Annotated in this window: 19 protein-coding genes; 5 read left to right on the forward strand and 14 right to left on the reverse strand. The window is 66.0% G+C overall.

The window, feature by feature from the left end; all coding sequences use genetic code 11:
* Positions 1-423 precede the first annotated feature (423 nt).
* A complete protein-coding gene (locus ACFO5X_RS24455; RefSeq protein ID WP_380722554.1) occupies positions 424-1,281 on the forward strand; it encodes a hypothetical protein in 858 nt (285 codons plus the stop codon).
* 221 nt (positions 1,282-1,502) lie between these two features.
* Here ACFO5X_RS24455 and ACFO5X_RS24460 read toward each other — a convergent pair whose 3' ends face one another.
* On the reverse strand, positions 1,503-1,982 hold the full coding sequence (locus tag ACFO5X_RS24460) for a PaaI family thioesterase (RefSeq protein ID WP_380722556.1): 480 nt from the start codon (positions 1,980-1,982) through the stop codon (positions 1,503-1,505).
* 161 nt (positions 1,983-2,143) lie between these two features.
* Here ACFO5X_RS24460 and ACFO5X_RS24465 point away from each other — a divergent pair, with 161 nt between their 5' ends.
* Complete coding sequence (locus ACFO5X_RS24465; protein ID WP_380722558.1) at positions 2,144-2,875, forward strand: FkbM family methyltransferase; 732 nt, start codon at positions 2,144-2,146, stop codon at positions 2,873-2,875.
* Here the strand turns inward: ACFO5X_RS24465 and ACFO5X_RS24470 are convergent.
* Positions 2,872-3,294, reverse strand: coding sequence for a cupin domain-containing protein (locus tag ACFO5X_RS24470; protein ID WP_380722560.1), 423 nt, complete (start codon positions 3,292-3,294; stop codon positions 2,872-2,874). The genes ACFO5X_RS24465 and ACFO5X_RS24470 overlap by 4 nt on opposite strands.
* Positions 3,295-3,413: 119 nt before the next feature.
* On the opposite strand from ACFO5X_RS24470, the gene ACFO5X_RS24475 reads away from it, so the two are divergent.
* Positions 3,414-4,832: a protein adenylyltransferase SelO gene (locus tag ACFO5X_RS24475; protein WP_380722562.1), complete on the forward strand. Its 1,419-nt coding sequence runs from the start codon at positions 3,414-3,416 to the stop codon at positions 4,830-4,832.
* On the opposite strand, the gene ACFO5X_RS24480 is transcribed toward ACFO5X_RS24475, so the two are convergent.
* The 11 genes from ACFO5X_RS24480 to ACFO5X_RS24530 all read right to left on the reverse strand — a co-directional run bounded on the left by ACFO5X_RS24480 (position 4,829) and on the right by ACFO5X_RS24530 (position 14,561).
* A complete protein-coding gene (locus tag ACFO5X_RS24480) occupies positions 4,829-5,572 on the reverse strand; it encodes an FkbM family methyltransferase (RefSeq protein ID WP_380722564.1) in 744 nt (247 codons plus the stop codon). The genes ACFO5X_RS24475 and ACFO5X_RS24480 overlap by 4 nt on opposite strands.
* A 66-nt stretch (positions 5,573-5,638) precedes the next feature.
* Positions 5,639-6,256 (reverse strand): TetR/AcrR family transcriptional regulator, encoded by a 618-nt coding sequence (locus tag ACFO5X_RS24485; protein ID WP_380722566.1) that lies wholly within the window; start codon positions 6,254-6,256, stop codon positions 5,639-5,641.
* Positions 6,249-7,118: a polyphosphate kinase 2 gene (gene ppk2, locus ACFO5X_RS24490; RefSeq protein WP_380722568.1), complete on the reverse strand. Its 870-nt coding sequence runs from the start codon at positions 7,116-7,118 to the stop codon at positions 6,249-6,251. The genes ACFO5X_RS24485 and ppk2 overlap by 8 nt, the downstream gene beginning before the upstream one ends.
* A gap of 46 nt (positions 7,119-7,164) precedes the next feature.
* Positions 7,165-8,118: an alpha/beta fold hydrolase gene (locus tag ACFO5X_RS24495; protein ID WP_380722570.1), complete on the reverse strand. Its 954-nt coding sequence runs from the start codon at positions 8,116-8,118 to the stop codon at positions 7,165-7,167.
* Positions 8,108-9,031: a homoserine O-acetyltransferase MetA gene (gene metA / locus ACFO5X_RS24500; protein ID WP_380722572.1), complete on the reverse strand. Its 924-nt coding sequence runs from the start codon at positions 9,029-9,031 to the stop codon at positions 8,108-8,110. Before metA ends, ACFO5X_RS24495 begins: the two co-directional genes overlap by 11 nt.
* A 101-nt stretch (positions 9,032-9,132) precedes the next feature.
* Positions 9,133-10,005 (reverse strand): ATPase, encoded by an 873-nt coding sequence (locus tag ACFO5X_RS24505; protein WP_380722575.1) that lies wholly within the window; start codon positions 10,003-10,005, stop codon positions 9,133-9,135.
* A gap of 53 nt (positions 10,006-10,058) precedes the next feature.
* A complete protein-coding gene (locus ACFO5X_RS24510; protein ID WP_380722578.1) occupies positions 10,059-10,952 on the reverse strand; it encodes a DMT family transporter in 894 nt (297 codons plus the stop codon).
* Positions 10,953-10,980: 28 nt separating this feature from the next.
* Positions 10,981-11,850, reverse strand: coding sequence for a DMT family transporter (locus tag ACFO5X_RS24515; protein ID WP_380722581.1), 870 nt, complete (start codon positions 11,848-11,850; stop codon positions 10,981-10,983).
* Positions 11,847-12,128, reverse strand: a complete 282-nt coding sequence (locus ACFO5X_RS24520) for a putative quinol monooxygenase (protein WP_380722583.1) — start codon at positions 12,126-12,128, stop codon at positions 11,847-11,849. The genes ACFO5X_RS24515 and ACFO5X_RS24520 overlap by 4 nt, the downstream gene beginning before the upstream one ends.
* The gene (guaA, locus tag ACFO5X_RS24525; protein WP_380722585.1) at positions 12,119-13,681 is read right to left on the reverse strand and encodes a glutamine-hydrolyzing GMP synthase; all 1,563 of its coding nucleotides are present in this window, start codon (positions 13,679-13,681) and stop codon (positions 12,119-12,121) included. Before guaA ends, ACFO5X_RS24520 begins: the two co-directional genes overlap by 10 nt.
* A gap of 91 nt (positions 13,682-13,772) precedes the next feature.
* Complete coding sequence (locus tag ACFO5X_RS24530; protein WP_380722587.1) at positions 13,773-14,561, reverse strand: delta-class carbonic anhydrase; 789 nt, start codon at positions 14,559-14,561, stop codon at positions 13,773-13,775.
* Positions 14,562-14,753: 192 nt separating this feature from the next.
* Here ACFO5X_RS24530 and ACFO5X_RS24535 point away from each other — a divergent pair, with 192 nt between their 5' ends.
* Positions 14,754-16,301: a trimethylamine methyltransferase family protein gene (locus tag ACFO5X_RS24535; protein ID WP_380722589.1), complete on the forward strand. Its 1,548-nt coding sequence runs from the start codon at positions 14,754-14,756 to the stop codon at positions 16,299-16,301.
* Between the two features lie 2 nt (positions 16,302-16,303).
* Here the strand turns inward: ACFO5X_RS24535 and ACFO5X_RS24540 are convergent, their stop codons facing one another.
* A complete protein-coding gene (locus ACFO5X_RS24540; protein ID WP_380722591.1) occupies positions 16,304-16,603 on the reverse strand; it encodes a DUF6477 family protein in 300 nt (99 codons plus the stop codon).
* A 262-nt stretch (positions 16,604-16,865) separates the two neighbouring features.
* On the opposite strand from ACFO5X_RS24540, the gene ACFO5X_RS24545 reads away from it, so the two are divergent.
* Positions 16,866-17,987: a DUF6456 domain-containing protein gene (locus ACFO5X_RS24545; protein ID WP_380723235.1), complete on the forward strand. Its 1,122-nt coding sequence runs from the start codon at positions 16,866-16,868 to the stop codon at positions 17,985-17,987.
* The last annotated feature ends 38 nt before the right edge of the window (positions 17,988-18,025 follow it).

Below are 18,025 nucleotides of genomic sequence, written 5' to 3' on the forward strand. Positions count from 1 at the left end.
TGGTTATTCGATGCATAGAAACTGGTATGGATCCGGCATTCTATCTTCGTTCTGTTTGAGGATGAGAAGGTCCCGGCCCATTGCGGTCACTCAACCTGGTCTCAACATGCTGCATTGCGGCCCGTCGAACCTGCCATTCGCTGCGAGAGCGCAATTTAATATCCGTTCGACTTTGAAGGCCCGGATGAAACTATCCCGGTTGGTGGACCATTTTCGGGGTGCTACTCCAATGCCAGAGACCAAAGCGAGCTGCGCAGAGGAACTCCAGGAGCTTGGGGTGTCCAACACCGAATTTGGTCAGAGCCGCATCGGACCGACAAGATTTTCTTGTGGGGCCACAGCGGAGGACAGTATGATTTTCCTGCTGAAAAGAACAAAAGTACAGTCATCTTGGAAGGAGAATAGAAACCAAAGGGGACGGGAATGGGTGAGGCAAAGCGAAAAAAGAATAGTCATGCGCAACAGTTTAAGAAGATCAATCAACTGTTCCAAGATGCAGGCTTCGACACTTCAGATTTCGGATTTGTCGATCATCCGACATTTCTTGCTGCAGAGAAGCACAAGCCCGCATTGTTAGAGGATTACGCCAAATGGGTCATGCTGCGCCCCCGTGACGTAGACTATGAGGCCCATGTCCGGCAAACCGTTCCGCGCTTGGCGCAGTTGATCGCCGACGTGTTGGAAGAAGATAGGCTCGAAGGGTCGTGCCAGATGGCATGTTCGCTTCTGACCAAGAGTCTGGCGCGGCTCGGCGTCTGGTCTGTCGGCATCGTCGGCAGTTCGACTTTCGAGGTGAAAAGCCAAGGCATTTGGCGCGGACTGCACACAGTTGACTATCGGGATTTTGAGGGTGCTGCGCTTGGTCACTCTTGGGTCTGCGCGCCCCCATTCTTTGTCGTGGATGCTTCTATTAAGAGGCAGCGGTGGTCAGGCGATGAGATCTACCCATACATTCCGTCAATCATCCTAGATGATGTTGGCCAAATGACAAAACCGACACCTATTGACGTGATAAGTGCCAGAATGCGAACAGACGTGATCATGCAACGTGGATCACTACCAGTAAACATTATCCATGAGATGGAGCCCAATTTGCGGGCGTTTGGCAAAACATTCCCCGCCACTGAGACAGTTATTGACCAACTTTCCGCCAGGTATGTCCCGACAGCAGCAAACATGTCCGACGGTACGCTCGAAGATATCAACGCCGACGGTTCATGCGGCCGTGTCGGAAGTCAGATCTGGAATGAGGTGATAGGCCCCGCTTTCTATCTTGCATAGGTGGAAACGTGAACCGCTCAACACCGAACTTCCGCTCTCCGCCTCCCCCCTTGTGGGTCGACCATAGTTCGGGTGAGTGATCTGGGCGGAATGGCCGCTTCCTTGATCTGGCAAGGTCGAGTTCCCAAGTGCAGAGAAGGTCGGGAATCCGCCCAAAACGTCAAACAGCAATCTCGCCGCAGCTAAAACCAACGCCAGGCAATAGCAGACGCCTCCCCCCCTCACCCCATCTTCATAATGATACACGTGGTCGACCCGGTCGCGTAGAGCTTGCCGTCCTCGACGCCGCGGATCTCGCCGTGGGCGACGCCGGAGGAGCGGCCGGAGTGGTCGACCTCGCCGGTGCAGTCGATCAGCATGCCGAGGGGGATCGGGCGGAGGATGTTGATCTTGTATTCGAGCGTTGTGTAGACCGAGCCGCGGGGCACGCGGGTCATCACCGCGCAGGCCATGGCGCTGTCGAGCAGGGTGCCGTACCAGCCGCCGTGCACGGTGCCGAGCGGGTTGGTGAAATCGAAGCTGGGCGCGCCGCGGAAGGTGACGCGGCCGTCGGCGACCTCGTGCAGCTCATAGCCGAGCGTGCGGCCGATGGGGGGCCCCGGCAGTCGGCCTTCGAGGATGCCGGTCATGAACTCCATGCCGGAGAGTTTCAGGATTTCGGCCTGGGTGAGCAGGTCCTGGGGTGGGTGTGCTGCGGTCATGGGAGCCTCCGTTTGCCGGGAAGGCTAGCGGCGCGGGGGCGGGCGGGGAAGCCTGGCATCCGGGGATCGGGGAAATTCCGTAGCGTCACGGGACGAGGCGCCCGGCGGCTTTTCTTGGCCTCGGGGGGCTGGTAAGCAGATCGGGCAGGCGGGAGAGCGGGATGCGGATTTTCAAGGGTGTGGAACGGGCGGCGAAACGGGTGATGCCGAAGCGCTGGCGCAAGTATTTCCGCGCCTCGCGCTATGAGCTGCTGATGGAGCGGCTGGCGCCGGTCGAGCTGATCGTGCATGTCGGCGCGCATTGGGGCGAGGATGCGGCGTTCTACGAGGCCTGCGGGGCGCGCACGGTGCTGTGGATCGAGGCCGATCCCGAGACGTATGCGCGGCTGGCGCGCGAGATGGCGGCACGGCGGGGGCCGACGCGGCATCTGACCGAATGCGCGCTGGTCTCGGCGAGCGGCGGGGAGTCGATGAGCTTTCACCGGTTCAAGGGCGACGGGTCGTCTTCGTCGGTGCACCGGGCGAGCGAGGCGATGGCCGAGCGCTTCCCTGAGTCGGGCGAGAGCGGCGAGGTGCTGGAGCTGGTGAGCCGGTCGCTGCCCGAGATCCTTGCGCGGCACGGGATCGACGTGCCGGGGTCGGGCCGGTCGATGCTGGTGCTGGACGTGCAGGGGCACGAATATTCGGTGCTGACCGGGCTGGGCGACGGGCTGCGCGACTTCTCGATGTGTAAATGCGAGGTGTCGCGCCATGTGATGTACCAGGGCGGCGCGGCCTTCCCGCAGATCGACGCACATATGAAGGCGATGGGGTTCCGCCTGGCCTCGCACTGGTATGTGCAGGTGCCACGGCATGGCGACGTGCTCTACCTGCGCGAGGACGTGCGGGCCTAGGGCGCGCGCGGGATGTCGAAGCCGGGCGGCGCGAGGGTGAAGCCGTCAAAGCGGAATCCGGGCGAGACGGTGCAGCTGACGAGGGTGTAGTCGCCGGTCGGTCGGGCCGATTGCCAGTGGTGTTCGGGCACGATGATCTGGGGTTCGCCCTGCGTGAGATCGGGGGTCAGCAGGTGATCGGCGGCCGGGCCGGCCTCGGTTGCGCTGAGCGACAGGACCAGCGGCCCGCCGGCGTGCCAGAGCCAGATCTCGGTGGCGTCGACGCGGTGCCAGTGGCTGCGCTCGCCCCCCTTCAGCAGGAAGTAGATGCAGGTGCCGCTGGGGCGGCCGTCATTCGTGGCGGCCCAGGTCTGGCGATAGTGGCCGCCTTCGGGGTGCGGGGCGAGGTTCAGGCGGGCGATGATTTGATCGGCTGTCATGGCGGGGAGCCTAGCGCGGGGCCCCGGATCTGGAAATCCCCCGGTGGCTGCTTCTCTTTGCAGAACGTCGCCGTGCCGCGCCCTCTGGCATTCGCGGGGCGCGTGTCTATGTTGGGGGCATGAGCCTGCATATCCCCTTCGACAATTCCTTTGCCCGCCTGCCGGCGGGGTTCTATGCCGCGCAGAAGCCGCATCCGGTGAAGGCGCCGCGGCTGGTGGCGTGGAACGGCGCGCTGGCGGCACTGCTGGGCCTGCCCGAGGTGGCGGAGGCGGAGTTTGCCGGGGTCTTTGCAGGGAACCTCGTGCCCGAGGGGGCCGAGCCGCTGGCGCAGCTTTATTCGGGGCATCAGTTCGGGCAGTACAATCCGCAGCTGGGCGACGGGCGGGCGATCCTGCTGGGCGAGGTGGTGGGCACCGATGGCGTGCGGCGCGATATCCAGCTGAAGGGAGCGGGGCGGACTCCATTCAGCCGGGGCGGCGACGGGCGGGCCTGGCTGGGGCCGGTGCTGCGCGAATATGTCGTGAGCGAGGCGATGCACGCGCTGGGGATCCCGACGACGCGGGCGCTGGCGGCGGTCGAGACGGGCGAGGAGGTCTGGCGCGAAAGCGTTCTGCCGGGCGCCGTGCTGACGCGGGTCGCGCGCAGCCACCTGCGCGTGGGCACCTTCCAGGTCTTTGCGGCGCGGCGTGATGTGGGCAGCCTGAAGCGGCTGACGGAATTCGCCATCGCGCGCCATTACCCCGGGGCCGAGGGGCCGATGGGATTGCTGGCGGCGGTGCGCGATGCGCAGGCCGAGCTGATCGCCGCCTGGCTGTCGGTGGGGTTCATCCACGGGGTGATGAACACCGACAATTCCTCGATCTCGGGCGAGACGATCGATTACGGCCCTTGCGCCTTTCTGGACGTCTACCATCCCGAGACGGTGTTTTCATCTATCGACCGGGGCGGGCGCTATGCCTATGCGAACCAGCCGGACATTGCGGTGTGGAACCTCGCGCAGCTCGCCACGGCGCTGATCCAGCAATATGAGGATCCGCAGACTGTGGTGGAGGAGGCCTCGGAGATCGTGCATGCGATGCCGGGCATGATCCATCGGGCCTGGCTGCGGCGGTTTGCGGCCAAGATCGGGATTGCCGAGGCGCAGGAGGCGGACGCCGGGCTGGTGAGCGATCTGCTGGTGCGGATGGCCGAAAACCAGGCCGATTTCACCAATACCTTCCGCGCCCTGGCGGAGGGCACGGCGCGCGATCAGTTCACCGATCCGGCGGCCTATGATGCCTGGGCCGAGGGCTGGCGGGCGCGGATCGCCGGCGAGGCGGATGCCGTGGGGCTGATACGGCGGTCGAACCCGGCGGTCATCCCGCGCAACCATCGCATCGAAGAGATGATCGCGGCGGCTGTCGAGGGCGATTACGCGCCCTTCCACCGGCTCAACGCGGTGCTGGCACGCCCCTATGACGACCCGCCCGAGGCGGCGGATCTTCGGCGCGCTCCCCTGCCCGAAGAGGTGGTGCCGGCGACCTTCTGCGGCACCTAGGCGTCGAGCAGATACCAGTCGTCGAAGCGCGAAACCTCTTCGAAGACGCGGCGATAGCCCTTCGAGGTCAGCAGGGCCTGCACCTTTTCGCGCTGGGGTTCGTAATTGTGTTCCACGGTCATGACGCGGAACTTCCAGCGGGCGAAATCGACGGCGTTCAGGATGTCGAATTCGCTGCCCTCGGTGTCGATCGAGATGAAATCGACCACCTCGGGCGCGTCGTGCTGGGCCAGCAGGTCGTTCAGCGAAACGGTTTCGACCGAGACGGTTTTCGAGCGCAACCGGCGCCTCGTTCGCACGAATTCCGAGATCGAGGAATTGACGGCGCGGGGAGTGTGCGAGAATTCGACCGTGTCGCCGCTCGTCTTCCAGACGCAGCGGGTGTCGATGATGGCCCTGCGGTTCGCGTGCAGGTCCGCGTGCCAGACGGAGGCGGGTTCGGCGAGTATTCCGGTCCAGCCGAAATCGCGTTCCATCAGCAGGGTATTGGAGAATTCCTTGCCATCGGTGGCGCCGAATTCGACGAAGAAGCCGCCATGCTTGAAGTCGAGGGCCTGAAGCGCGAAGACATCCTGGCGGATCTGCGAGCTGGAGCGGTCGAGCAGGTCAAGGCACTTGCTGCGCTTGTCCGGGGGAACCGCCCTGAGAAAGCGGAGATCGAACCAGGCGATTTCGCGGTCCTTGAGTTCGCGCAGGCGAGAGCGGCGAATCAACGTCGTATCGAAAAGAATATATGCCAATGCGGCCTCCCAAATATAGCGGGCGCCTCAGGTCTTAATTCGGGTATTGCGATCACGCAAGCGTGATCAGGAATCCGGGGCGATCAGGCCGAGGCCGCGCAGATAGACCCCGATTCCGGTTTCCAGCAGATCTTCGGGGGGAAAGGGGCTTTGCGTGCCCGGCGAGTTGCGGGCGAAGAGTTCGACCACGCCATGGCTGAGCGCCCAGATATGGGCCGAGAACATCGCGGCGGGGGGGCGTTTTTCCGGCGGGATATGGCGCGAGAGGTCGGCGGCGGCCTTTTCCAGCACGGCCCACGCGCGGCGGGCGACGGCGGCGAGTTCGGGGGTGCGGTTCACGGAAATGCCGCTTTCGAACATCGCAATGTAATGGCCGGGGTGCTTGCGGGCGAAGGCGAGATAGGCGCGGCCCGTCGCCTCGAAGGCGGCGAGGTCGGAGGGCTGGCCCTTGTCATAGGCGTATTGCATGAGGTCGGCGAAGATCTCGTAGCCCTGAAGCGCCGCCTCGGCGATCAGATCCTCGCGCCCCTCGAAATGGCGGTAGACGGCGGCGGGGGTGACGCCGGCCTGTTTGGCGGCCTCGGACAGCGTGAAACCAGTCGGCCCCTTCTCGCGGATGAGGTCGAGCGCGGCATCGACCAGCGCCTGCCGCAGATTGCCGTGGTGGTAGCCGCGTTTAACCATCCCAGAGGTCCGGTCCCCCGCAGATGGATTTGTCGATCCGGCCAAGCGCCTTCTTGTCCTTGCCGGCGTAGTCGAGGCCGTGCAGCACGGTGCGGATGGCGGCGAGGCGGGCGCGGCGCTTGTCATCCGAACGGATGATCGTCCAGGGCGCGGTGGTGGTGTGGCTGCGGCTGAGCGTGTCGCGGATGGCGTCGGAGTATTCGTCCCATTTCTTCAGGCCGTCGACGTCGATCTGGGACAGTTTCCACTGCTTCAGCGGGTCCTTCTCGCGGTCCATGAAGCGGCGCAGCTGTTCGGCGCGCCCGACGTTCAGCCAGAACTTGAACAGGCGGATGCCGTCGCCGACCAGCGAGTGTTCGAAGGGGCCGACCTGTTCGAAGAAGCGTTCGCGTTCGCCATCGGTGGAGAAGCCGAAGACCTTTTCGACCACGCCGCGGTTATACCACGAACGGTCGTAGAAGACGATTTCACCGCCCGCGGGCAGATGGTCGATGTAGCGCTGGAAATACCACTGGGTGCGCTCGGATTCGGTGGGTTTGGGCAGGGCGACGACGCGGGCGCTGCGGGGGTTCAGGTTCTCGGTGAACCGCTTGATGGTGCTGCCCTTGCCGGCGGCGTCGCGGCCCTCCATCAGCACGACGACGCGCTGGCCCGAGGTGTTGAGCCAGCCCTGCATCTTGGCCAGTTCGATCTGGAGCGCCTCCATCTCGGCCTCGTAGGCCTTGCGCTTCATCTCTTCGGAATAGGGGAAGCTGGGGTTCAGGATGTCGTCGCCATCGGCGCGTTCGATGGCCTCGCGCACCTCTTTGGGCGCCTCCTTGGCGAAGTAGGCGCTGATCGCGCCACCGAAGGGAAGGTCCATGCTGCCGCTCCTCTGCGTCTCGGGCCAATATGGGGTGACGTGATGGTTATCGCAAACCCGCGCGCGCCGCCACACGGTCGATGGCGGCGATCACCTCGGCCTGCGCGGCGTGGTGCGCCATGTGGCCGATGCCGGGCAGACGGGTGAGCACGGCGCCGGGGATCTGGTGGACCAGCTTCTCGGAGTGGATTTGCAGACCCACGGTGGTGTCGGCGGTGCCGTGGACGATTTCGGTGGGCACGGCGATTTCGCCATAGCGGGGCTGGAGGGTGCGGATTTCCTCCAGCAGGTTGGACCGCTGGGCGGCATTGGCGCGCATCGAGACGCGGCGCAGGGTGAGGGAGGGGCCGAAATACTCGGCATAGCCTTCGGGTTCGGGCTGCGGTTCAAAGACCTCTTCCACCGCGTTTTCGACCACGCGGTCGGGGACGAAGGCGGTGATCAGCGGCACCACGAACAGGCTGCCGAGGCGCGAGGAGGTGATGTGGTAGAAGAGCGGCAGCGAGCCGTCCCAGACCTGCGAGGCGGCGGAGAGGGCAACCAGGCCCGAGATCCGGTCGGGGTGGTGCACGGCCCAGGCGAGCGCGACGGCGCCGCCATAGCTGTGGCCCAGCACCAGCGGGCGGTCGGCGCCGAGGCGGCGGGCGGCCTCGGCCAGCAGGTCGGCCTGCTGGGTGATCGTCGCGCCGGTGGTGTTGAGCCGTTCGGTATAGCCGAGGCCGGGGCGGTCGATGACGATGACGCGATAGCGTTCGGCCAGGGCGGGAGCGAGCGCGAAGGTCATGTCGCGGGTCGAGCCGCTGGCGCCGTGGATCAGCACCAGATCAGGGCCGTTGCCCATGACCACGGCGTGAACCCGCACGCCGTCGATGTCGAGCATCTGCCCCTCGGGCGGATACTCTGCCTCGGCGCGCGCCTCGTGCCGGGCGGCGGCCCAGAGCGTGACGCCGGCCAGCACAGGGACGGCGACGCCCAGGAATGTCAGGAACTTACGCGCCAATCTGGTTCAGGTCGAAAGGCGTGGACTGATAAATTTCGTTGATCCAGTTGCCGTAGAGCAGGTGCCCGTGGCTGCGCCAGCGGTTCAGCGGCGGGCGAGAGGGATCGTCGTCGGGGTAGTAGTTGATCGGCACGTTGATCGGCGTGCCGTTGGCGATGTCGCGGTCGTATTCCTGTTTGAGGGTGTCGCGGTCGTATTCGAAGTGGTTGAAGATATAGAGCGCGCGATGGCCCGGATCCTGCACCAGACAGGGGCCGACCTCGTTGCTGCCGAGCAGGGTGGTGAGCCCCGGCGCGGCGGCGATCTCGTCCTGGCGCATCTCGGTCCAGCGGCTGACAGGGATCACGCAGTCGTCCGAGAAGCCCCGCAGGTAGGGCGAGGCCGGGTCGAGGTTGCGGTGGCGGAAGCAGCCGAAGGCCTTGGCGTCGAGCATGTGCTTTTTCACGCCGTGGAAATGGTAGATCATCGCCATTCCGCCCCAGCAGACGCCGAAGGTGGAATGCACGTGGGTCTGGGTCCAGTCCATGACCTGTACCAGCTCGTCCCAGTAGGTGACCTGTTCGAACTCGAGGTGTTCGATGGGCGCGCCGGTGATGATGAGGCCGTCGAATTTCTCGCCGCTGGCCTGCACGTCGGCGAAGGGGCGGTAGAATTCCTCCATATGCTCGGCGGCGGTGTTGCGGGCCTGATGTTCGGTCATGCGGATCAGCGACAGCTCGATCTGGAGCGGCGTCGCGCCGATCAGCCGGGCGAACTGGGTCTCGGTCTGGATCTTCTTGGGCATCAGGTTCAGCAGGCCGATGCGCAGCGGGCGGATGTCCTGACGGCCGGCCAGCTCTTCCGACATGACCATCACGCCTTCGCGGGTGAGGACATCGTAGGCGGGCAGGTTGGCAGGGATCTTGATGGGCATGTGACGTATCCGGTTGCTGAAAGCGCTAGATAGAGCCTGAACGGCGCGATGCCAAGGGAAGCGGCCCGCGATGGCGCCGGGGGCGGTCCGGAAACGCTGCGTCAGGCCGCGGCGGCGCGCGCCTCCAGCGCCTCGGCGATGAGGGTTTCGAAGTCCTGGGGGGTGCGCACGCGGGCGACGGCGTCGGCGGTGACGGTGATGCCCCAGTTGCGGGCCATCGCCTCGTATCGCGGCTGGCGGTGGGCCAGCGCCTTGGCGTAGGTCCAGCGGATGAAGGCGTCGGGGTCGACCTGGGCTTCGGTGCAGCCCTTTTCGGCGAGGTAGGCGGACCAGACCTGGCTGAGGAATTCGGCCTGGTAGGCCATCGGCTTGGGCGCCTTGTCAAAGCGGCGGATCAGCTCCTGGGTATGGGCCTCGGTGCCCTCGATCCAGACCATCAGCGTGTGCCGGTCGAGTTCGGAGAGGATCGGGTCGGCCGGGTCGTCAGGGTCGACCCATTCGCAGATCGAGCCGCCGGTGTCGCAGATGAAATGCGGGTAGTTGTAAAGCCGCTGCGCCCGTTCAATGAAATAGGCGGTGTCGAGCAGGGCGTGGATCTCGGACTGGCGGAACTGTTCCTGGCGGCGGCGGTATTCCTCCATCGGCAGGCCGCCCTTGGCGGGATCGCCCGGCTTGCCCAGATAGGCCGAGACCGGCGTGAGGTTGGCGAAGGTGAGGTTCGAGCCGATGTAGATCGAATCCGACAGGAGCAGGTCGCGCAGGAAGGGGACCTTCATCGCCTCGGCCTTGGCGTTGTCGGCGATGTATTCGCCCATGTAGCGGGTGCCGATGCGGTAATCGATGGAATAGTGGAACCAGTCGCCGCCCTCGCGCAGCATGTTCGACAGATACGTCTTGCCCAGCCCCGACATCGCGAAGAGGAGAACCCGTTTCTGCGGGGCCGCGCGCCAGTCGTCGGCGGATGAGTAGAGCATGGTTGGACCTGTCCCGTTTTGCCCTTGCTACCGGGGGGCGCGGGCGCGGTCAATCAGCGCCGCCGGGGGTGGATGTTGAGCAGCAGGAGGCCGAGCGCGAGCAGGGCGAAACCGGCAAAGGCGCGCGGGGGCAGCGCCTCGGCGCGGGCCAGCGCGCCGAGCACGATGGCGACGGGCGGGATCACCAGCGTCACCAGCATCAGGTTGCCGCTGCCGGCCATCCGCAGCACGCGGTAGTAGAGCAGATAGGCCCCGGCGGTGGCGATCACCGCCATATAGGCGATGGCGGCCCAGGTCCGGGGCAGCAGGTCGAGCTGGAGCGGGCCGTCGATCAGCAGGGCGGCGGGCAGCAGGACGAGGGTGGAGCCGGTCAGCATCCCGGCGGCGGCAAGCTGGGGCGGCAGGTGCGACAGCCGCGCGCGCGCCCAGGCACCGGCGAGCGCATAGCTGAGGGTGCCACCCAGCACGGCGAGCTGTGCGGTCGAGCGCAGATCGAAGCTGGCCAGCGCGCCGGGGCCGATGGCGGTGACCACGCCGCCGAACCCCAGCGCCACGCCCATGGCGCGGCGCGGGGTCAGGCGTTCGTCGGCAAAGACCAGCGCGGCGACGATGACCCCGAAGACCGCCGTGGCGGCGTTCAGGATCGAGGTGAGGCCGCTTTCGATGTGCAGCTGGCCCCAGGCCATCAGCGCGAAGGGGATCACGTTGTTGAGCAGGCCCATCACCAGGAAGGCGCCCCAGGTGGCCGCGTCGCGCGGGATCGGCAGGCGCATCCAGAGCACCGCGCCCCAGAGCACCAGCATCGCCCAGAAGGTGCGGTGCAGCACGGTGGTGACGAAGGGCAGTTCGTCCAGGGTGACGCGGACGGCAAGGAAGACGCCGCCCCAGATCAGGCCGAGCAGGAAGAGCTCGGCCCAGGCGCGGGGGGTGAGGATTTTCTGGTTCATGGGGCGCAGCTAGACCCACACGGGCGGGTCAGGCGACCCGGTTCCTGCGGGTTTCGACCAGCACGTTCAGATAGTTGGCGCCGAAGATCAGCACCGCGCCGACGATCACCCAGAGGTCGATCTGTTCCTTGTAGAGCAGCCAGGCAACGATGGCGACGGTCGGCAGGCGCACGAAATCGAAGGGCGCGACCACCGAAGCGGGGGCGATGTCGAGCGCATTGGCGAAGCAAAAATGCGCGATCAGCCCGGCGAGCGCGATGACGATCACGAAGGGCAGGGCGGTGGCATCGGGCAGGGCGATGTCGCCGTCGTAGCCGGCGCAGACGAGGCCGAGGATCAGCTGGAGGAAGGTCAGCCAGAACATGATGCAGCCGATGCTGTCGGTCCGGGTCAGGCGTTTGGTCGACATCGTGGTGATGGCAAAGAAGATCGCGGCGCTGGCGGCGGCGACGATGCCGATGCTGAGCGTGTCCGGCGTGGGACGGGCGACGATCAGGATGCCGATGAAGCCGACCAGCGCACTGAAAGCGCGCATCGGGGTCATCCGTTCGCCCAGCACCAGCGGCGAGAGCACGATCACCCAGAGCGGCATGGTGAATTCGAGGGCGAAGACCTGCGCGAGCGGCGCGACGGTAATGGCGAAGAACCAGAGGTTCTGGCCGGTGAAATGCACCGCGTTGCGCAGCATGTGCAGGCCGATCCGGCGGGTCGGCACCACCGACCAGCGCCGCGTCGCGGTGAGCACGGCCGAGACGATGACGAAGCCGACAAGGCTGCGATACATCATGATCTCGAAGGTATCGAGCGTGATGCCGGCCTCGCGCCCGGCGACGGCCATGGAGGTGAAGGAGACGATCGCGCCCATCATCCAGAGGGCGGCGCGCAGGGTCGGGCTCATGGTTCGAGTCCGGTGACGTCGTAGGTGCGGGGCAGGCCGGCGGTGACCTCGGCCCAGGGCGATCCGGCGGTGCGGGTCTGGTGGGAGTGGAAATCGGCCGGGGTGGCGAAGGCCTCGTCCACCAGCAGGCGGCCGGGTGTGTCGGGGCTTTCGATCACGTCGAAGCGCAGGCAGCCCGGCTCGGCGCGGGTGAGGCGGATGTGTTCGGGCAGGGCGGCCAGCACAGCCGCGCGCCGTTCGGGCGGCACGTCGACGTGGCCGGTCAGGATTACTCCCACTCGATCGTGCCTGGCGGTTTCGAGGTGATGTCGTAGGTGACGCGGTTGATGCCCTGCACCTCGTTGATGATCCGCGTTGCGGTTTCGCCCAGGAAATCGTGGGAGAAGGGGTAGTAGTCGGCGGTCATGCCGTCGACCGAGGTGACAGCGCGCAGGGCGCAGGCGAAATCGTAGGTGCGCCCGTCGCCCATCACGCCGACGGTGCGCACGGGGAGGATGGCGACGAAGGCCTGCCAGATGTCGTCGTAGAGGCCGTGGCGGCGGATCTGGTCGATGTAGACCGCATCGGCCTTGCGCAGGATTTCGAGCTTCTCCCGCGTGATCTCGCCCGGGCAGCGGATCGCGAGGCCGGGGCCAGGGAAGGGGTGGCGGCCGATGAAGCTGGGCGGCAGGCCAAGTTCGCGCCCAAGCGCGCGGACCTCGTCCTTGAACAGCTCGCGCAGCGGTTCGACCAGCTTGAGACCCATCTTTTCGGGCAGGCCGCCGACGTTGTGGTGCGACTTGATGGTGACCGAGGGGCCGCCCGAGAAGCTGACCGATTCGATCACGTCAGGGTAGAGCGTGCCCTGGGCGAGGAAGCGGGCGCCTTCGATCTGATCGGCGTAGTGCTGGAAGACGTCGATGAACAGCCGGCCGATGGTCTTGCGCTTGATCTCGGGGTCGCTGACGCCGTCGAGGGCGGAGAGGAAGCGCTCCTGCTCCTGGGCGTGGATGACTTGGAGGTTCATGTGATCGCGGAACATGCCGACGACCTCTTCGGCCTCGTTCAGGCGCAGCAGGCCATGGTCGACGAAGACGCAGGTGAGCTGGTCGCCCACCGCCTCGTGGATCAGGGCCGCGGCGACCGAGCTGTCGACGCCGCCCGAGAGCGCGCAGATCACCTTGGCGTCGCCGACCTGCTCGCGGATCCGGGTGACCATCTCCTCGCGGTAGGCGGCCATCGTCCAGTCGCCGGTGAAACCGGCGAGGCGGACGAAGTTCTCGTAGAGGCGGGCGCCGTTCGGGGTGTGGTGCACCTCGGGGTGGAACTGCACGGCGTAGAAATTGCGCGCGGGGTCGCCGGTGATGGCGAAGGGCGCATTCGGCGAGGTGCCGTAGACCTTGAAGCCGGGGGCGATCTTCGAAACGTGGTCGCCGTGGCTCATCCAGACCTGTTCGCGGTCTGCGGCGAACCAGCCTTCGAGCAGCGGCAGCCTGTCGGTGGCCGGGGTGACGAAGGCACGGCCGAATTCGGCGGTGCCGTGGCCGCGTTCGACATGGCCGCCGAGGTTGTGCATCATCACCTGCTGGCCGTAGCAGATGCCAAGGATCGGGACGCCCAGATCGTAGACCGATTGCGGCGGCATCGGCGCGCCTTCGGCAAAGACCGAGGAGGGGCCGCCCGAGAAGATCACCGCCTTGGGAGCGAACTCCCTGAGAAAGGCATCGTCCACGGTGTTGAACGGGTGGATTTCGCAATAGACCTTCAGTTCGCGCAGGCGGCGCGCGATCAGCTGCGTCACCTGGCTGCCGAAGTCTATGATGAGGAGGCGGTCGTGATGGGGCTGGCTCATGCCTCGCTGATTAGGCGCGCGCCGGGGCGGAGGCAAGAGGGATGCTGTGCCGCGCCCGGCGCAATGCGCCGCGTCTGATGGTCAGCGCCGCTCAGTTGATCGGAGAGAGCAGTTCGGGCGCGGTGACCAGCTGGCGCACGCCGTGGCTGTGGTTCTCGCCGAAGACATTGCCGCGCAGGCCCCAGGCGTAGAGCGACGAGATGTCGAGCCGCAGGCAGGCGGGACGCACGCTCCACGTCACCTGGAGCGGCGAGCAGACTTCCTGCGTGTATTTCGGGCCCGTGGTGGAGCCGCCGAAGACCACCGGCGTGCCGCTGCCTTCGGGCAGGGCGCGGGGCTGAGGATGGCCGTCGACTCGGCTGCCGGTATAGTTGAAGTCGGCGAAATCCAGCGCCTCCGGGTCGTTCACCAGCAGGAAGACCTGCGATTCGACGCGCAGCTGGGGGTTGGCGCAGGTGGCGGGCACGCAGGATTCGAGACCGGGGCCGGGGAAGACCTCGCAACTCGAATAGACCCAGTGCACCTCGATCGTGTCGCCGGGTTTGGCGCCGTGGAAGCCGCCGTGGCCATGCGAGGGGTCTTCCAGTTCCGCGGGTGTCAGCGCATCGGTGTCGTTGCACTTGTAGCCGCCATGTTCGCCCTCGCCCGCGAAGACGCTGAATCCCGGGCCCTTGTGTTCGGCATTGGTATGCGTGTGGATGTTGCAGAGGTTCATCGACGACGCGGGCGGCGCTGGCGAAAAGACGCGCGGATTGCTGCCTGCGCGCTGGGCGATGTCGCGCGGGGTCTGGGGGCCGAATCCGACGCAAAGTTCGCCTTCGGCATGGGCCGGCAGGGCCAGCACGGGGATAAGGAGCAGGGGAAGGAGGGCGCGGCGCATGGGGCGGATCCTTTCAAGAGGCGTTTCGCGCATAAAGAAGGCCCCAAGCCGTAAATTTCGCGCTAACGACGCGGGGTCTCCGGCACGCCCCAAATGTCGTATTTTCACCAGATGCGACGTAATCCTTCCCGGAGGCGGGGCGCGGCTGCGCTATTGCACGTGCCAGAGGCCGGTCAGAACGAGGGACGTGACATGTCGGATACAGCACCTACTCAGCGGCGCGCGCGCGGTGGCGGCGGCGCGGCCCGGCGGGCCGAGCGGAGCGCGGTCAGCTTCGAGACCGCGCGTTTCATCGAGCGCAACATCCCCAATTTCGAGGTGCTGAACGACGAGGCGCTGGAAATCATCGAATACAACGCCGAGACGGTGTTGCAGGAGGTGGGCGTCAAGTTCGTCAACAACCCCGGCGCGCTGGAGCTGTGGCGGGCGGCCGGGGCGGATGTGGATGACGAGCGGGTGCGGATTCCGCGCGGGCTGGCGCGCCAGCTGTGTTCGACGGCACCGTCGGTCTATACCCAGCACGCGCGCAATCCCGAGCGCAACGTGGTTGTGGGTGGCCGAAATCTGGTGCTGGCGCCGGTCTATGGCCCGCCCTTCGTGCGCGATGTCGACGGCGGACGGCGCTATGCGACGATGGCCGATTTCAACAACTTCGTGAAGCTGGGCTATATGTCCAAGTGGCTGCACCATTCGGGCGGCACGGTCTGCGAACCGACCGACATTCCGGTGAACAAGCGCCACCTCGACATGCTGTTCGCGCATATGACCCTGAGCGACAAGCCGTTCATGGGATCGGTGACCGAGCCCAGCCGGGCGCAGGATTCGGTCGACATGTGCGGCATCCTCTTCGGCGAGGACTTCGTGCAGCAGAACACGGTGATGACCTCGCTGATCAACGTCAACTCGCCGATGACCTTCGACGACGTGATGATGGGCGCGATGGAGGTCTATGCCAAGAACAACCAGGCCTGCATCCTGTCGCCCTTCATCGTCGGCGGCGCGATGGCGCCGGTGTCGGTCGCGGGCACCCTGACGCAGGTTCTGGCCGAGGTGCTGGCCGGCATCGCCTACAACCAGCTGGTGCGCAAGGGCGCGCCGGTGATTTTCGGGGCCTTCGTCGCCTCGATCGACATGAACAGCGGCGCGCCGACCTTCGGCACGCCGGAGGCGTCGCTGATCACCTACGGCGCGGGGCAGCTGGCGCGGCGGATGGGGCTGCCGTATCGCTCGGCCGGGGCGTTCTGCGGGTCGAAGCTGCCGGATGCGCAGGCGGCCTATGAAAGCGCCAATTCGCTGAACATGGGGCTGCTGGGGGGCGTCAACTTCATGCTGCACGCCTGTGGCTGGCTGGAAGGCGGACTGGTGAGCTCCTACGAAAAGTTCGTGATGGACGCCGATCAGCTGGGCATCCTGCACGGGCTGGCCAAGGGTGTGGGCGTCACCGAGAACGATCAGGCGATGGACGCCATCGCCGAAGTCGGTCCGGGCGGGCACTATCTGGGCTGCGCCCATACGCAGGCCAATTTCAAGAACGCCTTCTGGCGGACCAACCTGCTGGATTACAAGCCGTTCGAGACCTGGGACGAGGAAGGCGCACGCGACACGCAGGCGCTGGCGGCGATCAAAGTGCGGCAGATGCTGGACACCTATCAGAAGCCGGCCATCGACCCCGCGGTGGAAGAGGCGCTGAGCGCCTTCGTTGCCGACCGCAAGGCTTCGATGCCCGACGCCTTTATCTGAGATCAGCCCTCGGGCGAAGGGCGGGTCGCGGCGACAAGCTGTGCCTCGCCCATCATCGCGATCAGAAGATCGAGATGGCGGGAGAGCGAATAGCCGGCGTCGTCCTGGCGGCGCCGGTCATCCAGATCGCGTTCAAGATCCATCAGGCGCAACAGGGCGGAGGCCGGGCGGGGCAGGGTGGTGTAGCCGAGCAGCCGCCTGAGGTGGCGGTCGCGGGAATACTCGCGCGCCCCGATCCGCGCGGCGCGGATCAGAAGGCGGGGCCGGCGGAGCCGATTGAGTATCGTCAGGATATCCTGCATGGAACTGTCCTTTCCCTGCGTTTCGATCCTTCTCTCTATTGCACAACCATTCCGGGTGTTGCGGAACCGAACCGGACAGCGTTCGGCGGATTCAATTCAATTTATGCTTCTGCAAAGATGCTGGCGGGACCACGCAAATTAACCTTGCGGTAACCAAGTCTCCCCAAGGTTGTGGTTAACAATTCGTGAATTCAGAGGGATTTCAGGTCTGGATACGGAGCCGCATTTCGGGAAAGCGCCAGAGACAAGGGCGACGAGCCGGCTGGGCTGGGTTCCGGACGAGGCGCGCCGCTACCTTGCGCATACCGAGGGGCGGCTTTCGATCCGGGACATCGCCCGGTCGTCCGGCTGCCATGCCTCGACCGTGCTGCGCCAGATCCGCCGGATCGAGACGCGACGCGACGATCCGCTGATCGACGCCGCACTGACTCGGCTGGCGCGCTCGGTCTTGCCCTCTCACCGTTTGAGGAAAACTGCCCTGGGTGCGGGCGCCTATGAGACCAAGGATTTCTTTTCGATGAACATGCTGCAAAAAACCGGGACCGACGTGATCGATGCTGCCGTGCTGAATCGCGAGGCGGCACGGATCCTGCGCCGCCTTTGCGAAACGGGGGCCGTGCTGGCGGTGGCCGAGAACATGGAGAAGGCCGTTGTCGTGCGCGATGACGACGGCGGGGCGACCCTGCGGACGGCGGTGGTGGACACCGGCGTGGCCGAGGCGATGGCGTTGAAGGACTGGATCGCCTGCGAGAAGCCGGGGCGGGTGTCGCGCTATCGGATCACCGCGGCGGGCCGCGCGGCGCTGGGGCGGCTGCTGGCCGAACAGGAGAACCTGCGGCGCAGCGTGACCGAAGCGGGGTTTGCCGAGGCGCAGGGGGCCTATTGCGACCCGGGCGGCGACTGGGAGGCGAGCGGTGCGGGCGAGGGGGGGCCGCGCCGCCGGACCCGCTATGGCGTGGCCGAGAGTCCGCTGACGGCGCTGGCGCGGCGCAGGGATCGCGACGGGCGCGCCTTTCTGGACGATTCGCTGGTGCAGGCCGGCGAACGGCTGCGCGAGGATTTCGAGCTGTCGCAGATCGGGCCGAGGGTCACGCAGAACTGGGACCGGTTCATGACCGCGGGGGTGCGCGGCACGGGCCATGGCCAGGGCGCCGACCGGGGGCCGGCGGCGGCGCGCGATCGGGTGGCGCGGGCGCTGCACGACCTGGGGCCGGGACTGAGCGACGTGGTGCTGCGCTGCTGCTGCTATCTGGAAGGGCTGGAAACAGCCGAGCAGCGCATGGGCTGGTCGGCGCGGTCGGGCAAGATCGTGCTGCGCATCGCGTTGCAACGGCTGAAACGCCATTACGAGGGGCAGTCCGATCGTGAGCGGATGATCGGCTGATCATAGGCGGGACTGGCGCATTGTGCGATCCGCGATAA

The organism is Seohaeicola nanhaiensis (genome assembly GCF_042654245.1).
In the GTDB taxonomy this organism is placed as follows: domain Bacteria; phylum Pseudomonadota; class Alphaproteobacteria; order Rhodobacterales; family Rhodobacteraceae; genus Seohaeicola_A; species Seohaeicola_A nanhaiensis.

What these genes read in the sequence shown, in the direction of transcription:
- ppk2 (WP_380722568.1), bottom strand. Translation starts at nt 7,118, where the DNA reads ATGGACCTTCCCTTCGGTGGCGCGATCAGCGCCTACTTCGCCAAGGAG.
- ACFO5X_RS24535 (WP_380722589.1), top strand. Translation starts at nt 14,754, where the DNA reads ATGTCGGATACAGCACCTACTCAGCGGCGCGCGCGCGGTGGCGGCGGC.
- ACFO5X_RS24540 (WP_380722591.1), bottom strand. Translation starts at nt 16,603, where the DNA reads ATGCAGGATATCCTGACGATACTCAATCGGCTCCGCCGGCCCCGCCTT.
- ACFO5X_RS24470 (WP_380722560.1), bottom strand. Translation starts at nt 3,294, where the DNA reads ATGACAGCCGATCAAATCATCGCCCGCCTGAACCTCGCCCCGCACCCC.
- ACFO5X_RS24530 (WP_380722587.1), bottom strand. Translation starts at nt 14,561, where the DNA reads ATGCGCCGCGCCCTCCTTCCCCTGCTCCTTATCCCCGTGCTGGCCCTG.
- ACFO5X_RS24475 (WP_380722562.1), top strand. Translation starts at nt 3,414, where the DNA reads ATGAGCCTGCATATCCCCTTCGACAATTCCTTTGCCCGCCTGCCGGCG.
- guaA (WP_380722585.1), bottom strand. Translation starts at nt 13,681, where the DNA reads ATGAGCCAGCCCCATCACGACCGCCTCCTCATCATAGACTTCGGCAGC.
- ACFO5X_RS24455 (WP_380722554.1), top strand. Translation starts at nt 424, where the DNA reads ATGGGTGAGGCAAAGCGAAAAAAGAATAGTCATGCGCAACAGTTTAAG.
- ACFO5X_RS24460 (WP_380722556.1), bottom strand. Translation starts at nt 1,982, where the DNA reads ATGACCGCAGCACACCCACCCCAGGACCTGCTCACCCAGGCCGAAATC.
- metA (WP_380722572.1), bottom strand. Translation starts at nt 9,031, where the DNA reads ATGCCCATCAAGATCCCTGCCAACCTGCCCGCCTACGATGTCCTCACC.
- ACFO5X_RS24505 (WP_380722575.1), bottom strand. Translation starts at nt 10,005, where the DNA reads ATGCTCTACTCATCCGCCGACGACTGGCGCGCGGCCCCGCAGAAACGG.
- ACFO5X_RS24485 (WP_380722566.1), bottom strand. Translation starts at nt 6,256, where the DNA reads ATGGTTAAACGCGGCTACCACCACGGCAATCTGCGGCAGGCGCTGGTC.
- ACFO5X_RS24465 (WP_380722558.1), top strand. Translation starts at nt 2,144, where the DNA reads ATGCGGATTTTCAAGGGTGTGGAACGGGCGGCGAAACGGGTGATGCCG.
- ACFO5X_RS24515 (WP_380722581.1), bottom strand. Translation starts at nt 11,850, where the DNA reads ATGAGCCCGACCCTGCGCGCCGCCCTCTGGATGATGGGCGCGATCGTC.
- ACFO5X_RS24510 (WP_380722578.1), bottom strand. Translation starts at nt 10,952, where the DNA reads ATGAACCAGAAAATCCTCACCCCCCGCGCCTGGGCCGAGCTCTTCCTG.